General features: G+C 62.2%; 16 protein-coding genes. 9 read left to right on the forward strand and 7 right to left on the reverse strand.

Features of this window, described 5'->3' with window-relative positions; all coding sequences use genetic code 11:
- Positions 1 to 30: 30 nt before the first annotated feature.
- Complete coding sequence (locus CAQU_RS10180) at positions 31 to 624, reverse strand: TetR/AcrR family transcriptional regulator (protein WP_075727432.1); 594 nt, start codon at positions 622 to 624, stop codon at positions 31 to 33.
- A 74-nt stretch (positions 625 to 698) separates the two neighbouring features.
- Here CAQU_RS10180 and CAQU_RS10185 point away from each other — a divergent pair, with 74 nt between their 5' ends.
- The gene (locus CAQU_RS10185) at positions 699 to 1,385 is read left to right on the forward strand and encodes a GAP family protein (protein ID WP_075727434.1); all 687 of its coding nucleotides are present in this window, start codon (positions 699 to 701) and stop codon (positions 1,383 to 1,385) included.
- A gap of 157 nt (positions 1,386 to 1,542) precedes the next feature.
- On the opposite strand, the gene CAQU_RS10190 is transcribed toward CAQU_RS10185, so the two are convergent.
- Together CAQU_RS10190 and CAQU_RS10195 are read right to left on the reverse strand one after the other, a co-directional pair.
- Complete coding sequence (locus CAQU_RS10190; RefSeq protein WP_075727436.1) at positions 1,543 to 2,013, reverse strand: hypothetical protein; 471 nt, start codon at positions 2,011 to 2,013, stop codon at positions 1,543 to 1,545.
- A 294-nt stretch (positions 2,014 to 2,307) separates the two neighbouring features.
- A complete protein-coding gene (locus CAQU_RS10195; RefSeq protein ID WP_075727438.1) occupies positions 2,308 to 4,050 on the reverse strand; it encodes an AMP-binding protein in 1,743 nt (580 codons plus the stop codon).
- A 751-nt stretch (positions 4,051 to 4,801) separates the two neighbouring features.
- Between CAQU_RS10195 and CAQU_RS10200 the strand changes: the two genes are divergently transcribed.
- Both CAQU_RS10200 and CAQU_RS10205 read left to right on the forward strand, forming a co-directional pair.
- Entirely contained in the window at positions 4,802 to 5,998 is a 1,197-nt protein-coding gene (locus tag CAQU_RS10200) for an acyl-CoA dehydrogenase family protein (RefSeq protein WP_084563255.1), read from the forward strand.
- Positions 5,999 to 6,145: 147 nt separating this feature from the next.
- Complete coding sequence (locus tag CAQU_RS10205) at positions 6,146 to 6,907, forward strand: SDR family NAD(P)-dependent oxidoreductase (protein WP_075728684.1); 762 nt, start codon at positions 6,146 to 6,148, stop codon at positions 6,905 to 6,907.
- A gap of 76 nt (positions 6,908 to 6,983) precedes the next feature.
- On the opposite strand, the gene CAQU_RS10210 is transcribed toward CAQU_RS10205, so the two are convergent.
- Complete coding sequence (locus tag CAQU_RS10210; RefSeq protein ID WP_075727442.1) at positions 6,984 to 8,147, reverse strand: acetoin utilization protein AcuC; 1,164 nt, start codon at positions 8,145 to 8,147, stop codon at positions 6,984 to 6,986.
- A gap of 2 nt (positions 8,148 to 8,149) precedes the next feature.
- Positions 8,150 to 10,834, reverse strand: a complete 2,685-nt coding sequence (locus CAQU_RS10215; RefSeq protein WP_075727444.1) for a GNAT family N-acetyltransferase — start codon at positions 10,832 to 10,834, stop codon at positions 8,150 to 8,152.
- A gap of 272 nt (positions 10,835 to 11,106) precedes the next feature.
- Here CAQU_RS10215 and CAQU_RS10220 point away from each other — a divergent pair, with 272 nt between their 5' ends.
- Positions 11,107 to 11,589, forward strand: a complete 483-nt coding sequence (locus CAQU_RS10220) for a hypothetical protein (protein WP_075727446.1) — start codon at positions 11,107 to 11,109, stop codon at positions 11,587 to 11,589.
- A 155-nt stretch (positions 11,590 to 11,744) separates the two neighbouring features.
- On the opposite strand, the gene CAQU_RS13250 is transcribed toward CAQU_RS10220, so the two are convergent.
- The gene (locus CAQU_RS13250; protein WP_075727448.1) at positions 11,745 to 13,703 is read right to left on the reverse strand and encodes an oxidoreductase; all 1,959 of its coding nucleotides are present in this window, start codon (positions 13,701 to 13,703) and stop codon (positions 11,745 to 11,747) included.
- A gap of 65 nt (positions 13,704 to 13,768) precedes the next feature.
- On the opposite strand from CAQU_RS13250, the gene CAQU_RS10230 reads away from it, so the two are divergent.
- The 4 genes from CAQU_RS10230 (at position 13,769) to CAQU_RS10245 (ending at position 19,478) form a co-directional block, all read left to right on the forward strand.
- Positions 13,769 to 14,404: a TetR/AcrR family transcriptional regulator gene (locus CAQU_RS10230; RefSeq protein WP_084563032.1), complete on the forward strand. Its 636-nt coding sequence runs from the start codon at positions 13,769 to 13,771 to the stop codon at positions 14,402 to 14,404.
- A gap of 689 nt (positions 14,405 to 15,093) precedes the next feature.
- On the forward strand, positions 15,094 to 16,617 hold the full coding sequence (locus CAQU_RS10235) for a CoA-acylating methylmalonate-semialdehyde dehydrogenase (protein ID WP_075727450.1): 1,524 nt from the start codon (positions 15,094 to 15,096) through the stop codon (positions 16,615 to 16,617).
- 275 nt (positions 16,618 to 16,892) lie between these two features.
- Positions 16,893 to 17,777, forward strand: a complete 885-nt coding sequence (gene mmsB / locus CAQU_RS10240; RefSeq protein WP_075727452.1) for a 3-hydroxyisobutyrate dehydrogenase — start codon at positions 16,893 to 16,895, stop codon at positions 17,775 to 17,777.
- Positions 17,778 to 17,972: 195 nt separating this feature from the next.
- The gene (locus CAQU_RS10245; RefSeq protein WP_075727454.1) at positions 17,973 to 19,478 is read left to right on the forward strand and encodes a GntP family permease; all 1,506 of its coding nucleotides are present in this window, start codon (positions 17,973 to 17,975) and stop codon (positions 19,476 to 19,478) included.
- Positions 19,479 to 19,579: 101 nt separating this feature from the next.
- Here the strand turns inward: CAQU_RS10245 and CAQU_RS10250 are convergent, their stop codons facing one another.
- Positions 19,580 to 20,152 carry a TetR/AcrR family transcriptional regulator gene (locus tag CAQU_RS10250; protein WP_075727456.1) on the reverse strand — a complete coding sequence of 191 codons (573 nt, stop codon included), beginning with the start codon at positions 20,150 to 20,152 and terminating at the stop codon, positions 19,580 to 19,582.
- A gap of 147 nt (positions 20,153 to 20,299) precedes the next feature.
- On the opposite strand from CAQU_RS10250, the gene CAQU_RS10255 reads away from it, so the two are divergent.
- Positions 20,300 to 20,803, forward strand: coding sequence for a hypothetical protein (locus CAQU_RS10255; RefSeq protein WP_075727458.1), 504 nt, complete (start codon positions 20,300 to 20,302; stop codon positions 20,801 to 20,803).
- The last annotated feature ends 61 nt before the right edge of the window (positions 20,804 to 20,864 follow it).

Genomic DNA, 20,864 nt, shown 5'->3' on the forward strand with positions numbered 1-20,864 from the left:
CCGCCCCGTTTTTCGCGTGTCTAGCGGTGGTTATCGCCGAAGGAGAGAAAGGCCGGCCTCGAGGTCGCCGATGATGTCTTCGCGGGTGACACCGGGGTTGTTCAGGCTGTCGAGGGTCAGTCCATTGACTAGGGCGGTGATGAGGCGGGCTCCGCGTTGTGGGCTGAGTCCTTCGCGCAGCACGCCTTGGGCTTCGGCGTCGCGTAGGTAGTGCTGGACGCGGGTTTGGAAGTATTCCAGTTCTGTGTTGTAGAGCTCGGCTAGCCACTGCCTGGTGGAGGCGGCTGCGCCGATGATGACCCAGGTAGCTGCGTCTTCTCGTTGTTGTGTGCCGATGGGCAGCAGTTCGGCGAGGACTAGTGCGAAGGAGCCGTCTTTGGTGGTGTGTTGTGCCGCTGCTGCGGTTCTTTGTTGTTGGCGCTGTATTGATCGGACGAAGGCCTTTGCGATCAGTTCGTCGCGGGTGCCCATGTGGTACTGCACGGTGCCTGGGGCGACGTCTGCTTGTTTGGCGACGGTGCGCACGCTGAGGGCATCGAATCCGTCTCGAACGAGGACTGTTAGTGCCGCGTCTGCGATGTGTTGTGCGGCGTGGGTGAAGTGGTATTCGCGCGTAATGTCCATGGTTTTCCTTGACCAACAGCCTACATTCTCATACAGTCGTATTAATTCATACGGTCGTATGAGAAAGGATATGTATGCACCTCCTACCACTGGCCGGACTCGCCCTTGTCGACTCCCTCAGCTTGGGCACCTTCGTTATCCCACTCGGACTGATCATCTTCTGGAAAGGCGTCAAAGCACGCCTCCTCGGCATCTATCTCGCCACGATTACCATCGCCTACTTCCTCCTCGGAATGGCACTGCTACTGGGTTTTTCGGCCGCCTTCTCCCACTTATCTGCAGCCACGGACAGCAAGTGGTTCAACACTGCCATGCTGATCATCGGCATCGCACTCGCCGCCTACGGGATCCTCGCCCCCACCCCGAAAAAGCGCGAGCACTACAGCGGCGAGAACCCAACAGCGACAAAGCTGCGCGCCAAAGGTTCCTCCCCTGTAGCCATTGCGAGCCTCGCGCTCGGCGCCTGCGTCATTGAGGCGGCAACCATGCTCCCCTACTTGGCCGCCATCGGCATGATCGAAACACTCGATGCACCTTTCATCGCCAAGATCATCATCATGGCCACCTACTGCCTCATCATGATCGCACCAGCTGCCAGCATGGCCGCACTGGCCATGCTCATCGGCCCGAAGCTGCTCAAGACCGTCACCCGCTGGATTCCGGAACTGGAGTATCAGTCAAAGGTCACCCTGTTGTGGATTGCAGCCATCGCAGGAATCTACATCGCCGCCACCAGTTACGCCGCCCTTGAAAGGTTGTAAACCACCACCAACCGCTGCGCACGCAAAAGCCCGCCGTGGCAGACCTTTAGTTCACAGGTTTGCCACGGCGGGCTTTCACAATGTCAGGGCTGCTAAACCCTTACATAGGTAGCTTTAGGGCACCCCAGCTAGGCGCCCTTCAGACCCAGCTTTTCACCTAGCGGGGCAAGGCGGGCAGTGCAGGCAGGTTCACCCCACCAACGACGAACGGGGAGAGCAGCATCGCCAAGGGCACCACGATGATTCCGATGCGGAAAATGTTGTGCACGATGGCCTGCAATGCCTCGCCCGGGTAGGCGGAGGATCCCAACCAGGCTTGGGCCACATCACCGAAGGAGTTCTCCACCCAGGAGCAATCTTCTTCAACGTGAATCTTCGGCTGCACACCGCCACCCTTGTGCAGCTTTTCAGCACACTTTTTCGCGGACTCAGCATCAGTGGACCCGTAGGTCATGGCCAGACGCGCCTTTTCTTTCTCCGCGTCCGTCAGCCCGTTTGCCTGCTGCTGGGAGGAAGTCAAACTCTTCGCAGGCTCTGGTGTGGCCTCAGCAGCCAGAGCAACTGAGGCAGTGCCCACTAGCAAAGACACACTACAGGCCAGTGCGGCAAAAGATTTAGCAATAGTCATGACAACAACCTTTTTCTATAGGTATCCACCACAGGCCATCGGGGACGCGCCCTTGACCTTGATGGATTTTTAGCGGCGGCAAAACATCCTCATTGTAAAAAAACAAGACCCGGCACCAGCACTTTGAGCAACTACTCCCCCACCCGTTTCTCACCTGCGAACACTTGTGGCAAAAAGTCAGGTTGTCACGGGAAAAGTGGCGGCAGCGCATAGACAATGGGGCCGGAAGTGTTGTGGTTTCTTCCGACCCCATTGTGGTGCACCTTTTGAAGTGCTGCGCTTTTTTACATCGTGCTAGCCACGCAGGCTCGGGAAGTCGCTGTCTGCGAACTCGGTGCCGGCCTTGTTGGCGCCCTGGTCTTCTGCGTGGATGACATCCTCACGCTTGCGAAGCTCAACGCGGCGGATCTTGCCGGACACGGTCTTTGGCAGTTCGAAGAATTCCAGGCGGCGGATGCGCTTGTAGGGTGCGAGCCCTTCGCGGCAGTGCTTGAGGATCGACTCTGCGGTCTCAGCGTTGGGCTCATGTCCTGCGGCCAGCGCAACGTAGGCCTTCGGCACGGCCAGGCGCACCGGATCCGGGGAGGGAACCACCGCGACCTCGGCGACGGCCGGGTGCTCGATCACCACGGACTCCAGCTCGAACGGGGAAAGACGGTAGTCGGAGGCCTTGAACACATCGTCGGAGCGGCCGATGTAGGTCAGGTAGCCATCCTCGTCGCGCTCTGCGATGTCACCGGTGTGGTAGAAACCGTCGCGGAAAGTCTCGGCGTTTTTGGCCTCATCACCGTAGTAGCCCGGGGTCAGGCCGACGGGGCGGGGGTCCAGGCGCAGGCAGATCTCGCCGTGATCGCCGATCTCGTCGGTGGCCGGGTCAATGAGCACCACATCCATGCCGGGTAGCGGGCGCCCCATGGAGCCGGGCTTGATCTTCTGGCTGGGCGAGTTTGCGATCTGCACGCTGGACTCGGTCTGGCCGAAGCCATCGCGGATGGTGGTGTTCCACTGGCGCTCCACCACGGAGATCAGCTCCGGGTTCAGCGGCTCACCGGCAGCAACGACCTTCTTCGGCGGGGTGTTCAGCTTGGACAGGTCGGCCTGCACCAGCATGCGCCACACCGTCGGCGGCGCGCAGAAGGAGCTGACGCCTTCCTCATCCATCTTCGCCATCAGCGCCGCTGCGTCGAAGCGGGCGTAGTTGTACAAGAAGATGGTGGCGCCAGCGATCCACGGCGCGAAGAAGTTCGACCAGGCATGCTTCGCCCAACCGGGGGCAGCGACGTTGAGGTGCACATCGCCCGGCTCCAGGCCGATCCAGTACATGGTGGACAGGTGGCCCACCGGGTAGGAGGTGTGGGTGTGCTCCACCAGCTTGGCCTTGGAGGTGGTGCCGGAGGTGAAGTACAACAGCAAAGTCTCATCGGCCTTGGTTGCCTGGGTCGGGGTGAACTCGACCGGCGCTTCGAAGGAGTCGCTGTAGTTCAAGGTGGGGTGGGAATCCTGGGCGGGGGCCTCGTTTCCGACCTGGATGACGGTGAAATCACCGGGCACCGCACCAAACTTTTCGGCATCCTCCGGGTTGGCGACAACCCAGGAGATATTGGCTCGTTCGGTGCGATCCGCCAGGTCGGCAGGACCCAGCATTGCGGTAGCGGGGTTGAGCACGAAGCCACCCTTGATGCAGGCCAGCATGGTTTCCCACAGTTCGACCTGGTTGTTGAGCATCAGCATGACACGATCGCCACGCTTGACGCCGATGGAGGTGAACCAGTTGGCGAGCTGGCCCGAGCGAGCAGAAAGCTCCGCGAAGGTGCGGCGGGTTTCGCTGCCGTCCATTTCGGAGATGACCAGAGCTTCGTTGTCCTTGGTTTCCGGGTTGGTGCCGAGGTAGTCGAACCAGTCGAGGGCAAAGTTGAATTCCTCGAAGCGGGGCCAGACAAATTCCTCGCGCGCGGCCTCGTAGTCCTCGCGCAGCGCGAGTAGTCGGTCGCGGGCTGCCTTAAACTTTTCGGTGTTGGCGCTCAGGGTGGTGGTCATGTGTCCTCCATGCGGGTGTGAGAAGAAGGGATGCGGTCGGCCAGTGCCTACAAGGGGCGTGGTGGCGTTCGTCTTCCGCGGTGCGGGGTAAAAGGGACGGATGGGACAATCGTTCGACATTGCGGCGCGGTGGGGGCAGGTGCACACCCGCCGGATCGGTACGGGGGATGCCGTAAGTGTGGGCCAGGCCCTCACCGCGCCTAAATGTGATGTGTGACATGAAGCATAGTGGGGCATGTCACCAAGCGGGGCGGGTTTGGGAAACAGATACGACATTCACCCCCACCACATCCCCACCCCATCCACCATCCCCGCAGGACACGCGGAAGAAGTCCGAGACATCAGACAAGCCTAGGCGGGGGCAAAATCCCCCATCACGCCCCCGCCGCAGCCCCTCAGGCGCCCTAGGAAAGACCCCTTCTCGCGCAAGTTGCAATGACCCACGACACCACAAAGATAGAAGTGTGGGGGCTGCCACTGGGGGTAAACGTTGTTATTTCCGCCACGAACGACAGTGATGAGCGATACACTTTTGCACACACTGGCCCACGGGCACCCAGAGCTTTTTCTTCCCTCTACTGCCCAACATCACAGGCCACGCACCCCAACAAAAAAGAGCAACAGCCCACCCATCCGCTGGGCCGTAGCACTTTTTCACCCAACAACTCACAAACCGCTGTACCCCACAGCAGCCCCCGCGGCACCTGCCCGGGAACTACCAGCTTTTTCTTCTCTTAAGGAGATGTTCTTCATGTCTTGCTCCCCCATCAACCCCGACCTATTGTCCAAAGTTTCCTTCCCCGACCCGGATCTTTTGAAAGTCGCCGATCTCCTAAGCCTCGAGGAAAAGGCCCACCTGGAAAAGGTTCGCACCTTCCTGCAGACCGAGGTTCGCCCGAACGTCGGTGGCTACTGGGACCGGGAAGAATTCCCCTTCGATCTGCTGCCGAAGCTGGCCGAGTACGGCCTGGGAGAAATTGAGCTGTCCGGCTTCTCCAATCTGCTCAAAGGCCTGCTGTACGCCGAGGTCACCCGCGCAGACGTGTCCCTGTCCGCACTCGTCGGTATCCACAACGAACTGATCATTGGTGCCATCGACCAGCTGGGCTCCCAGGAGCACAAGGACACCTGGCTGGATGACCTGCGCACCTTTAAGAAGGTGGGCTGCTTTGCCCTGACCGAGCCCGATCACGGCTCCGATATCGCCGGCGGTCTGGCCACCACCGCGGAAAAGACCGCCGACGGCTGGGTCATCAACGGTGAAAAGCGCTGGATTGGTGGCGGCACCTTCGCCAACTTCGCGGTGGTTTTCGCCCGCGATGTGGCTGACAAGGAAGTCAAGGGCTTCATCGTGGAGATGGACCGCGAAGGTGTGTCCGCCTCCAAGATTGAACACAAGATGGGCCTGCGCATCATGCAGAACGCCGACATCACCTTCGACAACGTCGTCGTCCCCGAATCCGCACTGATGCCCGGCGCGACCACCTTTGCTGGCACCAATGTGATGTTGCGGAATTCTCGCGCGTGGGTTGGTTGGCAGGGTGCTGGTGTGCAGCTGGCGATCATGGATCGTGCGCGCCAGTACGTGTTGGAGCGTGAGCAGTTCGGTAAGAAGTTGGCGAAGTTCCAGCTGGTGCAGGAGCAGATTGCGCGGATTCAATCCAATGCGTGTGCGTCTTTGGCGATGATGGCTCAGGTGGCGTGGCTGCAGGAAAATGGTGCTTTCGATATGCCGCATGCGGCGATGGCGAAGTCCACTGCGACGCGTTATGCCCGTGAGTCTGCAGCGCTTGCGCGTTCCCTGGGTGGCGGTAATGGCATCGTGACTGAGCACGAGTTGTCGAAGCTGTTTAACGATGTGGAGATTCTCTACACCTACGAGGGCACCTATGAGATCAATGCTCTGATTGTGGGTCGCGCGATTTTGGGTACTGGCGCTTTCGTCTAGTTGTATCCAGCGGTTTTTAGGGGAGGGGTTTGTTGCTTCTCCCCTGCCGCTTGTCTTTCTTTTTGTCTGTTTTCTTCTTTTTCTCTTCTTTGTGAAGGGTGTCCTGTTCAGGAGCCGTGATTTTCGATGTCTGATTTTTCTGCCTTGTTGAACGCTGGTGCTGCCAGCGCTGTTGTTTCTGGTGGCGCGAGTGGTTTGGGTTATGCGACGTGTCAGCGTCTTGCTGAGCTTGGGGTGAAGGTGTTTGCGCTGGATCTTCAGGCCGGTATCGATAATTTGGAGTCCCCGGTTGAGGGGGTGACCTATGTGCCGACTGATGTGACGGATCCGGATGCGGTGCGTGCTGCGGTGCAGCAGGCTGCTGCGGCTGCGCCGCTGCGTGTTGCTGTGGCGTGTGCTGGTATTTGCCCGTCTAAGCGCATCATTGGTCGTAATGGTCCGCATGATCCAGCTTTGTTTGCGACGACGATTGCGGTGAACCTCACGGGCACGTTCCATGTGATGGAGTTTGCGGCGGAGGCGATGGCGTCCCAGGAGCCGGTGGATGCTGATGGTCAGCGTGGCGTGATTGTGACAACGGCGTCGGTGGCGGCGTTTGAGGGCCAGGTGGGTCAGGCTGCGTATGCCGCCAGTAAGGGTGGGGTGCAGGCGTTGACGATTTCTGCGGCGCGTGATTTGGCGAGCAAGGGTATTCGTGTGAATACGATTGCTCCGGGCATTGTGGAGACTCCGATGATGGCGTCGATTACACCGGAGTTCCGTGAGGAGTTGGAGCGCCTAGTGCCGTTCCCGCACCGTATGGCCAAGCCGCAGGAGTATGCGCGTTTGGTGGAGATGTTGGTCGATAATCCGTATCTCAACGGTGAGACGATCCGTTTGGATGGTTCTTTGCGGATGCCGCCGCGCTAGCGCGTACCTAGAAATGCGGCTGGGGCCTGTCGCTTCCCTTTGTTGGGAGGCGGCAGGCCCCTTTTTTGGGGCGTGTTTAACCCCGGTATGGTTCGAGCCCCCAGTAGGGGAACACGGCTTTGGAGGTGGTGAGTACGGGTGCGGTGGGGGTGTCGGACAGGACGCGTTCGGGGTGGTATTCCTTGAGCACGTTGAGTGCGCCGATGTCGCCGAGGGTGGCCGATGGGTTGTTTGTCATGGTGCGTTCGGCCCAGTGGGTGGGCATGGTGGCCAGGGGGTCGAGTTTGACGCCGGCGACGGCTGCCATGACCTGGACCCAGGTGCGGGCGACGGAGTCGCGGTTGTATCCGCCGCCGCCGAGGGCGACCCATTTGCCGCCGCAGAAGCGGTCTACCCAGCGGGAGACGCTGCGGTAGCTTTTGGCCATGGCGTCGACGCTGAGTTGGAGGTGGGTGAGGGGGTCGTTGAGGTGTCCGTCGGCGCCGTGTTGGGTGATGAGGATTTGGGGGCGGAATTTTTGGAGGATGGGTGGGACGATGCCGTGGACGGAGTACAGCCAGTCGAGGTCTTGGGTTTCGGGTTCAAGGGCGACGTTGATGGCGGTGCCGAGGGCGTCGGGGCCGCCGATGTCGCCACCGAATCCGGTGCCGGGGAACAGGTAGAGGCCGGATTCGTGGATGCTGATGGTCAGCACGCGGGGGTCGTTCCAGAAGATTTGTTCGACGCCGTCGCCGTGGTGGGCGTCGAGGTCGAGGTAGGCGATGCGGGTGGCGCCGTGGTCGAGCAGCCATTGGATGGCGACGGCGGCGTCGTTGAGCATGCAGAAGCCAGATTGGGCGCCGGCGCCAGCGTGGTGGAGGCCGCCGGCGAGGTTGATGGCGCGGTTATAGCGGCCGTTCCAGACGGCTTGTGCGGCGGTGACGGTGCCGGAGACGACGTGGGCGGCGATTTCTGGCAGGTGGGGGACGACGGGTTGGTCTTGGGTGCCGATGCCTTTGTCGGGGTGGGCTTGGCCGCTGGCTAGCGCTTGGAGGTATTCCTCTTCGTGAACACTTGCGATGAGCTGGGGGTCGGCTTCGGGCGCGGTTTCTAAGTCGAAGTAGTCCAGCAGCCCGAAGTAGTCGCCGAGTTCGACGGATAGTCGCACGCGGTCGGGCCCCATGGGGTGGGTGTCGCCGTAGGAGTAGTTGGTGAGTTTTTCGTCGTAGACGAGCAGCGACCGGGGGTGTGGGCTGGTCATGGCTAGCCTCTTTCGATGTTGCGGGCGAGGGGGTCGCGTTGGGCGGAAATCGGTGCGATGCGGATGCGGGCGCCGACGACGTTGGTGGTGTCGGCGGCGGCGATGACGGGGGTGAGTTCGACTTCGACGATGCTGGGCAGGTCGTCTTTGAGTTGGCCGAGTCGCATGAGGATGGATTCCATGCCGGCGATGTCGGCGCTGCGGGTGCCGCGGTAGCCGGTCAGCAGGGGTGCGGCGCCGAGTTTGTGGAGCATGCCGCCGGCGTCGCTGCGGCGGATGGGGGGCACACGCCAGGAGATGTCGCCGAGCAGGTCGCTGGCCATGCCGGCGGCACCGCAGGAGATCATGGGCCCGAGCACGGGGTCTTCGATGGCTTTGATGGTCCAGGAGGAGCCGGCGGGGACTTCCGGCTGGACGGTCAGCCCCAGGTGGCTCAAGGCGTCGGCGGCGTGTTCTTCGGGCAGCAGTGCGGTGGCGGCCTTGTTGAGCACGCGCCAGGCACGGGCCATGGCTTCGGGGGTTTCGATGGCTCGGATGATGGTGGCAAGTTCGGGCCGTCCGCGCACGATGGGGCTGGTGGCTTTGAGGACCACGTCCCAGCCGAAGCGCTCGGCGGCGGCGACGGCTTCGTCGAGGTTGGCCACGGGTTGCCAGGGGGTGACGGGGATGTCGTAGCTGCGCAGCAGGTCGACGCATTCTTCGTCGCTGAGCCAGCGCCCCTGCGGGCTATCGGCGAGGATCCCATCGACGAAGGCGCGGGCGGCGTGCGTGTCGCCGGTGTAGGTTTCGTCGTCTGGGTGGGGGCGGGCAAGCGATCGGCGGTGTTCGTTGTGCACGATCAGCGACAGCGCTTCGAGCGCTTCGGCATAGGCGTCGAAGATGGGCAGCTGCCCTTGGGTTTCCTCCCCTTCGGGTGGGGTGGGCAGGTCGGAAAATCCCACAAACACCCCAAGCAGCGGGATGGTGGTGGGGCGGGCTAGGTTTTCCAGGCTTAAGTGCACGGCGTCGAAGACGGGGTCGGAGATTTCGACGATGGCGCACAATACGGCGTCGGCTTCCCCGCTTGTTAAGACTTCCTCGGTGCGTTTTAATACGCCTGCGGCGGGGTCGCCGCCGACGGTGGTGAATGCTGGTGTGAGCCCGAAGCGGCGGGCGGCGGCCATCATTTGTTCATTCAGGCCGGCCGAGTTGGATACCACGTGGACGCGGGTGCCTTGGGGCACGGGTTGGCGGGCCAGGATTTGGGCGATGTTGTACATGGTGTCGCGCTGGGAGACGACCATGGCTCCGGCGTCGCCGATGACTTCGTCGAGTGCGCCGGCGGTGGCGGTGGGCAGGTCATGGCCGTCGTGGTAGCGCGCGGAGCGCAGCGCCCGGGAGGGGGTGAAGATGACCACGGGTTTTTCTAGCGCCAGTCGGCGCAGCACGCGGAAGAATTTGCGGGGGTTGCCGATGGCGTCCAGGGACAGCAGGCAGATGTGGGTGTGTTCGTCATCGGACCAGAATTGGATGACGTCGTTGGCGGTGACGTCGGCGAAGGATCCGGTGGCGAAGAAGTTGGATAGTCCGCAGTGTGATTTGGAGGCGCGGGTCAGGGCGAGGGCGGCAACGCCGGCGGACTGGGTGAACAGGCCGACGTGCCCGCGCCGCGGCATGGGCACGGCGGTGGCGTTGAGGGAGATGGTCGGGGCGGTGTTGATCATGCCGAGGGAGGCGGGCCCTAGGGCGCGCACCCCGTGGGTGCGGGCGGCGGCGACGAAGTTGGTGTTGGCTTCGGCGGTGAGGATGGGGTTTTGTCCGCGGGCGAGCACCACCACGCCGCGGGCGTTTTTGCGGGCGGTGGCGGCGAGGATTTCGTCGAGGGTGTCGGGCTCGTATTGGACGAGCACCAGGTCGACGTCTTCGGCAATCGAGTCGAGCGCTTCGGCGGCGGTGTGGGTGTCGGCGTGCGCGCCGAGGGTGATCATGCGCAGCGTACCGGCGTATTCGCCGCCGACGATGGCGGTGATGATGTGCTGCATGGTCTCCACTGCGCCGATGACCGCAATGGAGCGCGGTTCGATGATGCGCCGGATGGCGGCGGCTTCGCTTTTATGCTCGCGGGCGAGCATGACCTCGCGGGATTTGGCGGTGGGGTCGATGGGGAAGTCGACGACGATGAAGCCGTCTTCGAGCTCTGGGGCGACGTTGTAGCCGGCCCGTTTGAACACCTGCACCATGGAGCGGTTTTGGGTGAGCATTTCGGCGAAGAAGCGCTCGACGTGGTTTTCGCGGCCGATGTGGGCGAGGTGTTCCAGCAGCACGTTGGCGACCCCGCGCCCCTGGTGGGCGTCTTGGACGAGGAAGGACACGTCGCCGACTTTGGCGGGTTTGAGTTGCTCGACGGTTTCGTAGCGGGCGGTGCCGATGATTTTTTCTTTTTCGGTGAGCACCAACGTGACCCGTTCGTCGTGGTCGACGTGCAACCAGTGTTCGAGGTCATCCTCGCTTAAGTCGGGGTGGGTGCCGAAAAAGCGCAAGTATTTCGATTCCTCGGATACTCCCTGGTAGAACTCGATCATCTCGTCGACGTCGCCGGCTCGCACGGGGCGCAGGTTGGCGACCGCACCGTCGGCCAGGACCACGTCGGCTTCCCAGTGGTCGGGGGCTTTCGTGGTGGGCTCGAATCGGGGGTCACGGGTGCTCATGGTGCGTGGCCTGTTCTGTGGGATGCAAGGGGATATCGGCGCCAACACGCGCCAAAATATGTGACCCAGTTTACTTTTTTGCCGGCAGGCTTCGCAGGGTTTTTGGACGTGAAACCCACCTGCGACTTGCCCGCGCCCCGCCCCGCCTGGGGTGCACCGATGGGTCGCAAAAGCCTGCGGTGGGGGATTTTTAGGTGGCACACTGGGGTGTGTCACCGCTTTTTTAAAGTTGTCTTTGTCCCCCACCCATCTGCTGTGTGAGGAGTTTTTCGATGTCGAGCAACGAGCAATTCCCAACCAATGATCGCTCGCCGGTGCCACCGGCGGGTCATCGTTCTGGTGCGTTGTCGCGCTGGTCAGATATCGCCAAGCCTTTGCAGGTCAAGCTGGTTGCGCTGGGTGGCGTGCTGTTGCTTGCGGGGGCGGCGATCGGCGGCGCGGTGGGTTATCACGCCGCGCCCCTATCGGGTGTTTCCGATAGTGCGGGACAGAAGACCGCGGCCGATATTGCAGCTATTCCACTAGCGCCTGATGACTATTCCGATCCGCAGCACGTGTTGTCTGTGCGCTGCCCGGTCACTGATGATGGGGGCAAGTTTTTGGGCTATGTGGTCGGCTATGCGGAGGAGTCTGCTCCGGAAAAGGCCCACCATTTTGCGCAAAACTATCTCAGTTCTTTTGGTTCCGCATCGGCGACAATGGGCAGCTGTGAGCGTTTGCTGGATCACCCGGGCATGGGCGCGTATCCGCAGTAGGCCGAGCCTGCGCACCAGCAGCACTGTTGGCCGCGCCACCGTTTGGGAAGTCCAGACAGTGTTGTTGGGGACTTTTGAGGTGGCGCGGCCACTGCTATTGCCACGGATATGAGCGCGGATACTTGCGCGGATACCTGGTTGGTGTGGGTGGTTTCCTAGCCGAGGTCGGCGATGATGCGGTGTGCCAGCGCCGCCGAGGACTGGGGGTTTTGGCCGCTGTAGACCGCACCGTCGCGCACGATAAAGGGGCGCAGCGGCAGGCCTTTGCGGTAGTTCACGCCGGCGTCTTTCATGGCGTTTTCTAGCAGCCATTCGGCTTTCCACGCGAAGGGGTTGAGCAGTTCTTCCCGGTTGGATAGCCCGGTCATGGTGTAGCCGGCAAAGGCGTTTGCGCCGGTGTCTGTGTCGGCGGCCAGGATGGCGGCGGGCGCGTGGCACAGTAGTGCGACCGGGCGGCCTGCGGCGACCCGTTCAGCCAGCAGTTGGCCGCTGCTGTGGTTGTGGGCGAGGTCTTCCATGGGGCCGTGGCCGCCGGGGTAGAACACCACGTCGAAGTCGTTGTGGTCGATGTTTTCCAACACCGCCGGGTGGGCGAGTTGTTCCTCGATGCTGTGCAAGTATTGCTTAACGTGCGTGCGCGTGCTGGGGGCGCCGCCGCTGATGCCGAGGCTGAGTTCGTCGAGCGTGGGCCGCACACCGCCGGGGGTGGCGATGGTGATGTCCCATCCGGCGTGGGTGAACATCTCATGCGGGACGGCGAGTTCTTCTGCCCAGAATCCGGTGGGGTGCATGGTGCCGTCTTTGAGGCGCCATTGGTCGGCCGCGGTGACGACGAAGAGGACTTTCTTGTTGTCCACCGGGTGGATGTGGCGCTGGTAGAGCCAGTTTTCATAAGCCTTGTTCGCGCCAAGTCCGTGTCCTTGTTCCAGGGCGAGCGCGGCCCGCGGGTCGAGGTTTAAGCGGGGCTTTTTGCCCTTGCCGAGCCGCCGCATGGCGGCGCGCACCCACGCCATAGAGGCCGCGGACGCCAGCATTTTATTGGTGATGGTGGTGGTGGGGATGTGCGGCTGTGCGCCGTGGTTGCCGGCGCGCCAGGCGTTGGGAAGCGCCGGGTCGGCGGCTAGTGCGGTGCCGATGCCGACCAGGTCGACGCCACTGGCCAGAACTTTTGTGGCGACGCTGTAGCGGGTGATGCCGCCGGTGACCATCAGCGGCAGCGGGGTGTCGTGGGTGAGTTGGGCTGCCATGTCAAGGAAGTAGGCTTCGCGGGCCTTGGTTTTTTCGTCGGCGGCGTTGCCGGTCATGGCGGGGGATTCGTAGGAGCCGCCGGAGAGTTCCACAAAATCCGCGCCGGCAGGCTGCAGCCAGGCGAGGACCTGTTTGGCGTCTGCGATGTCGAAGCCGCCTTTTTGAAAATCGGCGGAGTTGAGTTTGACGGCGACGATGAAGTTTTCGCCAACGGCGGCGCGGGTGCGCCGCACGGTCTCCAACAGGAAGCGGGCGCGGTTTTCTAGGCTGCCGCCCCAGCTGTCCTTGCGGGTGTTGGTCAGGGGGCTAAGAAATTGGCTGATGAGGTAGCCGTGGGCGGCGTGGATTTCCACCCCGTCGAAGCCTGCTTTTTGTGCCAGGGTGGCGGTGGTGACGAAGCGTGTAATGGTGTCTTCGACCTGCTGGCCGCTCATGGCGACGGGCCGGGCAAAGCGCACAGCCTTGGTGTCCGTCTCAACGCGTTTGTCGCTAGCACCCCAGGCCACGCCGGGCTGGCCGTCGGCGACCTGGCGGCCGGGGTGGTTGATCTGCATGATGGCGCGGGCGCCTTCAGCCTTAATAACTTCGGCCCACTGGGCGAAGGGGCCGATGGGTTGCAGCTCGTCGAGCACCATGGCTTCGGGGCCGGTCAGGGCGGCGTCGTGCACCATCACGTTGCCGGTGATCAGGGTGCCGGTTCCACCCTTGGCCCAGGCGGAGTAGAGGCGAAGGACTTCCGGGCCGGGGACGTGTTCGTCGGTGCCCATGGATTCTTCCATGGCTGCTTTGACGATGCGGTTGGGCAAGCTCATCCCGCGGTTGAGGTTAAGTGGGGCAAAGAGGTCTGCGGTGGGGGTGGTGGTCATGGTGGGCCTTTCCAAACTCAGATGTTAACGTTGTTTACATCGCAGACTAATGAAGGAAGTTAACAATGTCAACATCTGCCCACTCGCCCGACCCCACGCACTCCCCGCACCCCACCGACGCTGCAGCGCAGAGCTATCACCACGGGGATCTCAAAAACACCTTGCTCACCCTCGCCACCGAAGCACTCGACCAGGGCCAGCCGCTATCGCTGCGCAAACTCGCCACCAAAGCCGGGGTCTCCCCCACCGCCACCTACCGGCACTTTAAAGACAAAAAAGCCCTCGAATCGGCCCTGGCTGCCCGCGGATACGAGCAACTCACCCACCAACTTGCCGCAGCCGGCAACAACGTCCACCACCCCGTAGAGCTCATCGCCTTAACCCGCGCCTATGTCACCTTTGCCCGCACGCACGCCGCCACCTTTTCACTGATGTTCACCACCGACTGCGACCCCGACTCCCCTGAGCGCGTCCAGGCGGTTCAGGCACTGGCCACCACCTGCCGCGGCATCGTGGCGGCAACCCTGGACCACCCCAGTGACGAGGAGGTAAATGCTGCCGCCACCAGCCTGCTGGCCTTTACCCACGGGCTCGCAACGCTGATCCTGGAGAAAAAGCTTCCCGGCGAAAGCGATGAGGAAGTACACGCCAGCATCCAGCAGGCATGGGCCGGCATGGGGATCCTCGCCAGCAGCAGCTAGCCCACCGGCCACACCGCCGTGCGATACCAGCCGCCACCACAGGGCGCGGCCAGCATCGACACCTCCCATCCACGAGGAGGCGCAACCCAGTAAGCGCGCGGCGAAGTATGGGCACGGTGCTGTCATGCACACACAGTGGTGCTGTCGTGCGGGCACAGTGATGCTGCCATGTGGGCACAGTGATGGTGTTGTTACGCGCACACAGTGATGTTGTCGCGCGGGCACAGTGGTGCTGTTGTGCGGACACAGTGATGCTGCCGTGTGGGCACGGTGGTGTTGTTGCGCGGGCACAATGTCGCGAGCGCACACCGTCGCAAGTGCACGGCGCAGTGCGCGCATGGTTTCACCCGCCGTGCGCGCGAGGGTTTTACGGGGCTTGCCTGACGCACCGGATGCCTTTCCGGCGGGAAAAATGGCGTGATAGCGCTTGGAATGGTGGTCTTTTCCTGCTGGCCAGCACAACTTTTATGGGGCAGCACGCATGGGGATGTGGGGGGCGCGGCGCTTGCCGCACTGTCGCATTCACCCCCACGGCAACCGGGGTCGGCCTGGGGTTTTCGGCGCCTGCTGGGGTGAATAGTGTTCACAGTCACGAAAAACCGCGCGCTTTAGCCTGAATCACATTAGGCTGTGACCCAACACACCAAACGTCATCGTTTGCAGTCCTAATACTTCTTTCAGGAGGCTCCATGAGCACCGTCTACGGACACTTCATCAACGGCGAGCGCGTCGCCGGCACCTCTGGCCGCACCCAGACCGTCTACTGCCCCGCCACCGGCAAGGCCTCCGCCGAGGTCGCCCTGGCCACCACCGACGAAGTCAACGCCGCCATCGACACCGCCATCGCAGCAGCCCCCGGCTGGGCCGCCACCAACCCGCAGAAGCGCATCCGCATCCTCATGAAGTGGATCGCCCTGATCGGCGAGCACCTCGACGAGCTGGCTGAGCTGCTCGCCCTGGAGCACGGCAAGACCTTCGACGACGCCAAGGGCGATGTCATCCGCGGCGTGGACGTCCTCGAGTTCGCACTGTCGGCACCCCACATGCTCAAGGGCGAGTTCTCCGACTCCGTCGGCACCGGCATCGACACCTACTCCATGCGCCAGCCGCTCGGCGTCGTTGCAGGCATCACCCCCTTCAACTTCCCCGCCATGATCCCGCTGTGGAAGGCCGGCCCCGCCATCGCCGCCGGTAACGCCTTCGTCCTCAAGCCCTCCGAGCGCGACCCGGGTGTGCCGCTGCGCCTGGCCGAACTGTTCATGGAGGCCGGCGGCCCCAAGGGCGTGTTCACCGTCGTCAACGGCGACAAGGAAGCCGTCGACGCCGTGCTCAACAACGACGCCATCAAGGCAGTCGGCTTCGTGGGCTCCACCGCCATCGCCCAGTACATCTACGAGACCGCAGCCAAAAACGGCAAGCGCGCACAGTGCTTCGGTGGCGCCAAGAACCACATGATCATCATGCCGGACGCCGACCTCGACCAGGCCGCCGACGCCCTGGTCGGTGCCGCCTACGGCTCCGCCGGCGAGCGCTGCATGGCCATCTCCGTTGCCGTGCCCGTCGGCCAGGAAACCGCCGACCGCCTGCGCGACAAGCTGATGGAGCGCATCCCGAAGCTCAAGGTCGGACACTCCCTCGACCCGCAGGCCGACTACGGTCCGGTCATCACCCCGCAGGCCAAGGAGCGCATCCACACCCTCATCAACGAAGGTGTCGAAGCCGGCGCCGACCTGCTCATCGACGGCCGCGACAAGGGCGCTAACGACGCAGAATTCAACGGCGAGTCCCTCGCCGACGGCTACTACGTCGCCCCGACCCTGTTCGACAACGTCACCCCCGAGATGTCCATCTACACCGAAGAAATCTTCGGCCCCGTGCTATGCATCATGCGCGCCGAGTCCTACGAAGAAGCACTCGCCCTGCCGAACGAGCACGTCTACGGCAACGGTGTCGCCATCTTCACCAACTCCGGTGCCGCCGCCCGCGACTTCGCACAGCGCGTCCAGGTCGGCATGATCGGCGTCAACGTTCCGATTCCGGTTCCGATCGCCTACCACACCTTCGGTGGCTGGAAGGCCTCCGGCTTCGGCGACCTCAACCAGCACGGCCCGGACTCCTTCCGCTTCTACACCAAGACCAAGACGGTCACCAGCCGCTGGCTGGAAAACGCCGAAAACGTCGGCGCCTCCTTCGTCATGCCGGTCATGGACTAAACACTTTCCACCGCCTGACAGGCGGGGAAGCACCCCCACTTCCCCGCCACAGACAACCCCCACTGAAAAACACATCGCCCAAGCAGCCCCACTGCTTCAAGGCCACTTTTGGTGGGGGTTTGTTGCCCCCACCAGCGCCAAAAAATAACGCTTTCTCACCCAACAACTTCTGCGCGCTGGCCCCAGACGATTTTTTTCGTCTTATCGGTCTTGTCGTTTTTCTTTTTCCTTCACAACCCCAAAACACAACCCCCAAACAGCAAAGGACACCACCTATGTCTAAGCCCGCCATCGCATTCATCGGCCTCGGCAACATGGGCGGCCCCATGGCCGCCAACCTCGTCTCCGCCGGCTACACCGTCCACGGCTTTGACGTCACCGACATCGCCCGCGAAAAAGCCGCCGAAGCCGGCGTCACCCTGCACGACTCCGCAGCCGACGCCGCCAAGGACGCCCAGATCGTCGTCACCATGCTGCCCAACGGCCGCCTGGTCCGCAATGTGCTCGAAGAGTGCGCCACCGGCGAAGGCAAGCTGTACGTCGACTCCTCCACCATCGGTGTGGGCGAAGCCAAAGAAAACGCCGAGTTCCTGAACTCCACAGGCTCCCGCTACATCGACGCGCCGGTCTCCGGCGGTGTGGCCGGTGCCGCCGCCGGCACCCTGGCCTTCATGGTCGGCGGCGCCGACGCTGATCTCGCAGAAGCCAAGGACATCCTCGATGTTATGGGCCGCTCCACCACCCACTGTGGTCCTGTCGGCGCAGGTGCCGCCGCCAAGCTGTGCAACAACATGATCCTCGGCGTGCAGCAGATCGCAATCGCCGAAGGCCTCGTCCTCGGCCAGCGCCTCGGACTGGACCCGCAGGCATTCTTCGACGTGGTCAGCAACTCCACCGGCTCCTGCTGGGCACTGACCACCAACTGCCCCGCCCCGGGCGTGCTCGGCAAGGCCCCCAGCGATAACAACTTCGAGCCCGGCTTCGCCACCAACCTCATCGTCAAGGACCTCGGCCTGGCCATGAGCGAGGTCGAAGCCACCGGCACCGAAGCCCGCCTCGGTGAGCTTGCTTCCGAGATCTACTCCAAGCTCGCCGACGACGGACTCGGCGCTAAGGACTTCTCCGTCGTCTACGAACAGCTCCGCGAGCGCAAGGCCTAACAAGCCCTCACCCTTTCTTCTTCACTTCCCTGCGCACGCGTAGCGCGTGCGCAGGTTACGCCCCGCTTTCTCATCCAAACAGCCAACAATAAACACCTGGCTTTTGTACGGGACGCGGGGCGTGCGCGCGTTAAAGGCGCACCATTTTTCATCCCTCATCCACGAAGTTTGTAAACACAAAGGGGCTTAAAAACCATGGCACTTCCTGTCATCGGCATCGTCGTATCCCTGGCGGTGCTGCTCGTACTGGCCTACCGTGGCCACAGCGTGGTGGCCGTCGCACCGATCGCGGCACTAGTTGCAGCGATTTTTTCCGGCGCACCACTGCTGGCCACCTACACCCAAATCTTCATGCCGGCCCTCGGCAAATTCATCGTCAGCTTCTTCCCGCTGTTTATCGCCGGCGCCATCTTCGGCAAGCTCATGAGCTCCTCCGGTTTGGCCGCCGATCTAGCGCACGGCATTTCCAAAATCATGGGACCACGCAAGGCGATGTTCTCCACCGTGCTGGCAACGGCACTTCTGACCTACGGCGGCGTGAGCGCCTGGGTGGTCGCCTTCACCATCGTCCCCATCGCCTCCGCCCTGTTTAAGGAAGCCGGCATCCCCAAACGCCTGATGCCCGCAGCCCTGGCCTTAGGCACCATCACCTTCGCCCTGGCAGCACTGCCCGGTAGCCCCCAGGTGCACAACGTCATCCCCACCAAGTACTTCGGCACCACCACCTACGCCGCCCCGGTGCTGGGCCTGATCGGCACGGTCATGATGTTCGGCCTGGGCATGGCGTGGCTGCAGTACCGCATCCGCACCCTCAAAGCCGCAGGCGAGCTGTACCTGCCCGAAGGCGTCGAAGACGTAGAGCACTCCCCGGACGAAAGCCCCTATGTGGATCCCGACGTGGAACCCAACCCCCACTTAGAGCCCGGGCACCTCGCCACCCACGTGGAGCAGCCAGACGCCCACACCCACCACGACGTGGTGGCTAAAGCACACGACGACAAGTGGGGCCTGCGCGCCTTCTTAGGATTTTTGCCCGTCGCCGTGGTCATCGGCATGAACTACGCATTCCTGTTCTTCTTCACCAAGCACATGGACTTCTCCTACCTGGCCGATAAGAAGTTCGGAGAAACCAACATCACCGCCGTGCAGGGTGTGTGGTCCGTGGTGGTCGCCATTGTCACCGCCATCATCCTCATCTTCGCGATGCGCCCCAAGATGATCCCGCAGATGATGACCGAGCTGTCCGAGGGCGCCAAAAACGCCATCCTGCCGTGCTTCACCACCGCCAGTGAGGTCGGCTACGGCGCGGTCGTCGCATCCTTGGCCGTGTTCGCCGCCATTAAGACCGAGATGTTCAACATCGGTGGCGACGCCCTGATCGTCGGCGTGATCTCCACCGCGGTGATTTCCGGTATCACCGGTTCTTCCTCCGGTGGTCTATCCATCACCATGGAGGCATTTGCCGACCAGCTGCAAACGATGGCTGCAACGCAAAACATTTCCGTGGAAACCCTGCACCGCATCATCGCAATGGCATCGGTGTCCTTCGACTCGCTGCCCCACAACGGCGCAATTTTGACCATGCTGCTGGTGTGCAACATGAGCCACAAGCAGTCCTACAAGGACATCGCCATGGTCACCATCGTGGTGCCCATCATCGTCCTGCTGATCCTGCTCACCGGCGTGGAACTCATGCGATAACACCCCACATGTCTTATGTCCCGACACCTTCCCAGGTGCCGGGGCACAAAACTCACACCACCCACCAAAGCCCGAAAACCCCCGCACACCGCTAGCTGTTGCTAACCGCGGCCTTCTACGATGTCTTGAACCAGCGTGGAGTAGTAATCCTCCAACTGCTTAAAAGAGTGCTGATCGAAATCCGGATCACCCACGCGCCGCATAAACGACAACCCGATGAGCAAAGCCACGGCGGACTGGGCCCGCAACTGCGGGGAAGGACTGCCATCCGGGGCGTGGGCGGTGATTTGTTCTTCCAGCCGACTGACAATGTCTTGGCGAATGCGAATCCCCATGGCATCAAGGGTGGCATCTGACCCGCCGGCAACGCACAGGATGCGCACCATCGAATAGGGCGCGTCCACGGGAGCGGTGAGTGTTTCGCGCACGGCATCGCGACCCAGGGTTGCGAAATCTCCGCCAAACATTGATTGCCCCGACACGGAGAAATCCAAGGTCATCTCGAAAAGGCGCTCTTTGCTCACGCCGTGTTTCATCACCAGGGAAGTACTGACCCCGGCGGCGTCGGCAATGTCTTTCACCGACACATCGGCATAGGAGTGCGCGGAAAAAAGTTCGCGGGCACATTCGACGATGCGATCGCGTGCGCGATCGCCTTGTTGGGCGGCTGTCATACCCTCGCATTGTATTGCAGTGCGATTATCCTCGAAGCAAAATCATGCACCTCATTGTCTGCTTTACTCCCCCAGCTTTCACAAGGTGCCCCACCGTGGCCCTCATGTCACAGGTGGCCTTCCGACCAAGAAAGAAAAGGGAAAGTTATGGCTTTAACCACCACGAAACGTCAGGCTGCCGCCATTTTGTGCGCGCTTGCCTGCACGACGACCTGCCTGCCGATGCTTGCGAATACCGCCACCGCACAACAGGCACAGGGCATTCGGCCCCATCACCCAGATCCGGTCATCCCCGAAAAAATGAGCCCGTCCGAACGCAAGAAGCTCGCCGAATATCGCGCTTTCCTCAACCGCAGTTTGCCGACAATTACCTGCACCGATTTGCGAAAGGTTCCAGGGGTAAAACCCACTGATAGCCGCGGGGTGTTCGCGGAGAAATCCCGCCGCCATTTCGACCGAAAGTATGGAATTCCAGGTGGGGCTTATGCCTCTACCGAGTACGCTGCCGGGCAGCTTGCCGCGTGGGGATCTTTCAACACTGCACTGGCCGCTAAGGCCGCCGAGTGTGGAGTGATCAAACGTGCCTCCACTCCCCCACCGGCCCTGGGTCAGACCCCGACCGGTGGCTCGGGGTCGTCGCTGTCTTCCTAGCTTTCCTCATCTTCGCAACCCCACCTGACTCAATGACAGATCGAGGATGAATACAGTCAAG

Source organism: Corynebacterium aquilae DSM 44791 (assembly GCF_001941445.1).
Lineage (GTDB): Bacteria > Actinomycetota > Actinomycetes > Mycobacteriales > Mycobacteriaceae > Corynebacterium > Corynebacterium aquilae.

Coding starts and splice junctions, on each gene's coding strand:
- CAQU_RS10180 (WP_075727432.1), bottom strand. CDS start 624: ATGGACATTACGCGCGAATACCACTTCACCCACGCCGCACAACACATC.
- CAQU_RS10185 (WP_075727434.1), top strand. CDS start 699: ATGCACCTCCTACCACTGGCCGGACTCGCCCTTGTCGACTCCCTCAGC.
- CAQU_RS10190 (WP_075727436.1), bottom strand. CDS start 2,013: ATGACTATTGCTAAATCTTTTGCCGCACTGGCCTGTAGTGTGTCTTTG.
- CAQU_RS10195 (WP_075727438.1), bottom strand. CDS start 4,050: ATGACCACCACCCTGAGCGCCAACACCGAAAAGTTTAAGGCAGCCCGC.
- CAQU_RS10200 (WP_084563255.1), top strand. CDS start 4,802: ATGTCTTGCTCCCCCATCAACCCCGACCTATTGTCCAAAGTTTCCTTC.
- CAQU_RS10210 (WP_075727442.1), bottom strand. CDS start 8,147: ATGACCAGCCCACACCCCCGGTCGCTGCTCGTCTACGACGAAAAACTC.
- CAQU_RS10215 (WP_075727444.1), bottom strand. CDS start 10,834: ATGAGCACCCGTGACCCCCGATTCGAGCCCACCACGAAAGCCCCCGAC.
- CAQU_RS10220 (WP_075727446.1), top strand. CDS start 11,107: ATGTCGAGCAACGAGCAATTCCCAACCAATGATCGCTCGCCGGTGCCA.
- CAQU_RS13250 (WP_075727448.1), bottom strand. CDS start 13,703: ATGACCACCACCCCCACCGCAGACCTCTTTGCCCCACTTAACCTCAAC.
- CAQU_RS10230 (WP_084563032.1), top strand. CDS start 13,769: ATGTCAACATCTGCCCACTCGCCCGACCCCACGCACTCCCCGCACCCC.
- CAQU_RS10235 (WP_075727450.1), top strand. CDS start 15,094: ATGAGCACCGTCTACGGACACTTCATCAACGGCGAGCGCGTCGCCGGC.
- mmsB (WP_075727452.1), top strand. CDS start 16,893: ATGTCTAAGCCCGCCATCGCATTCATCGGCCTCGGCAACATGGGCGGC.
- CAQU_RS10245 (WP_075727454.1), top strand. CDS start 17,973: ATGGCACTTCCTGTCATCGGCATCGTCGTATCCCTGGCGGTGCTGCTC.
- CAQU_RS10250 (WP_075727456.1), bottom strand. CDS start 20,152: ATGACAGCCGCCCAACAAGGCGATCGCGCACGCGATCGCATCGTCGAA.
- CAQU_RS10255 (WP_075727458.1), top strand. CDS start 20,300: ATGGCTTTAACCACCACGAAACGTCAGGCTGCCGCCATTTTGTGCGCG.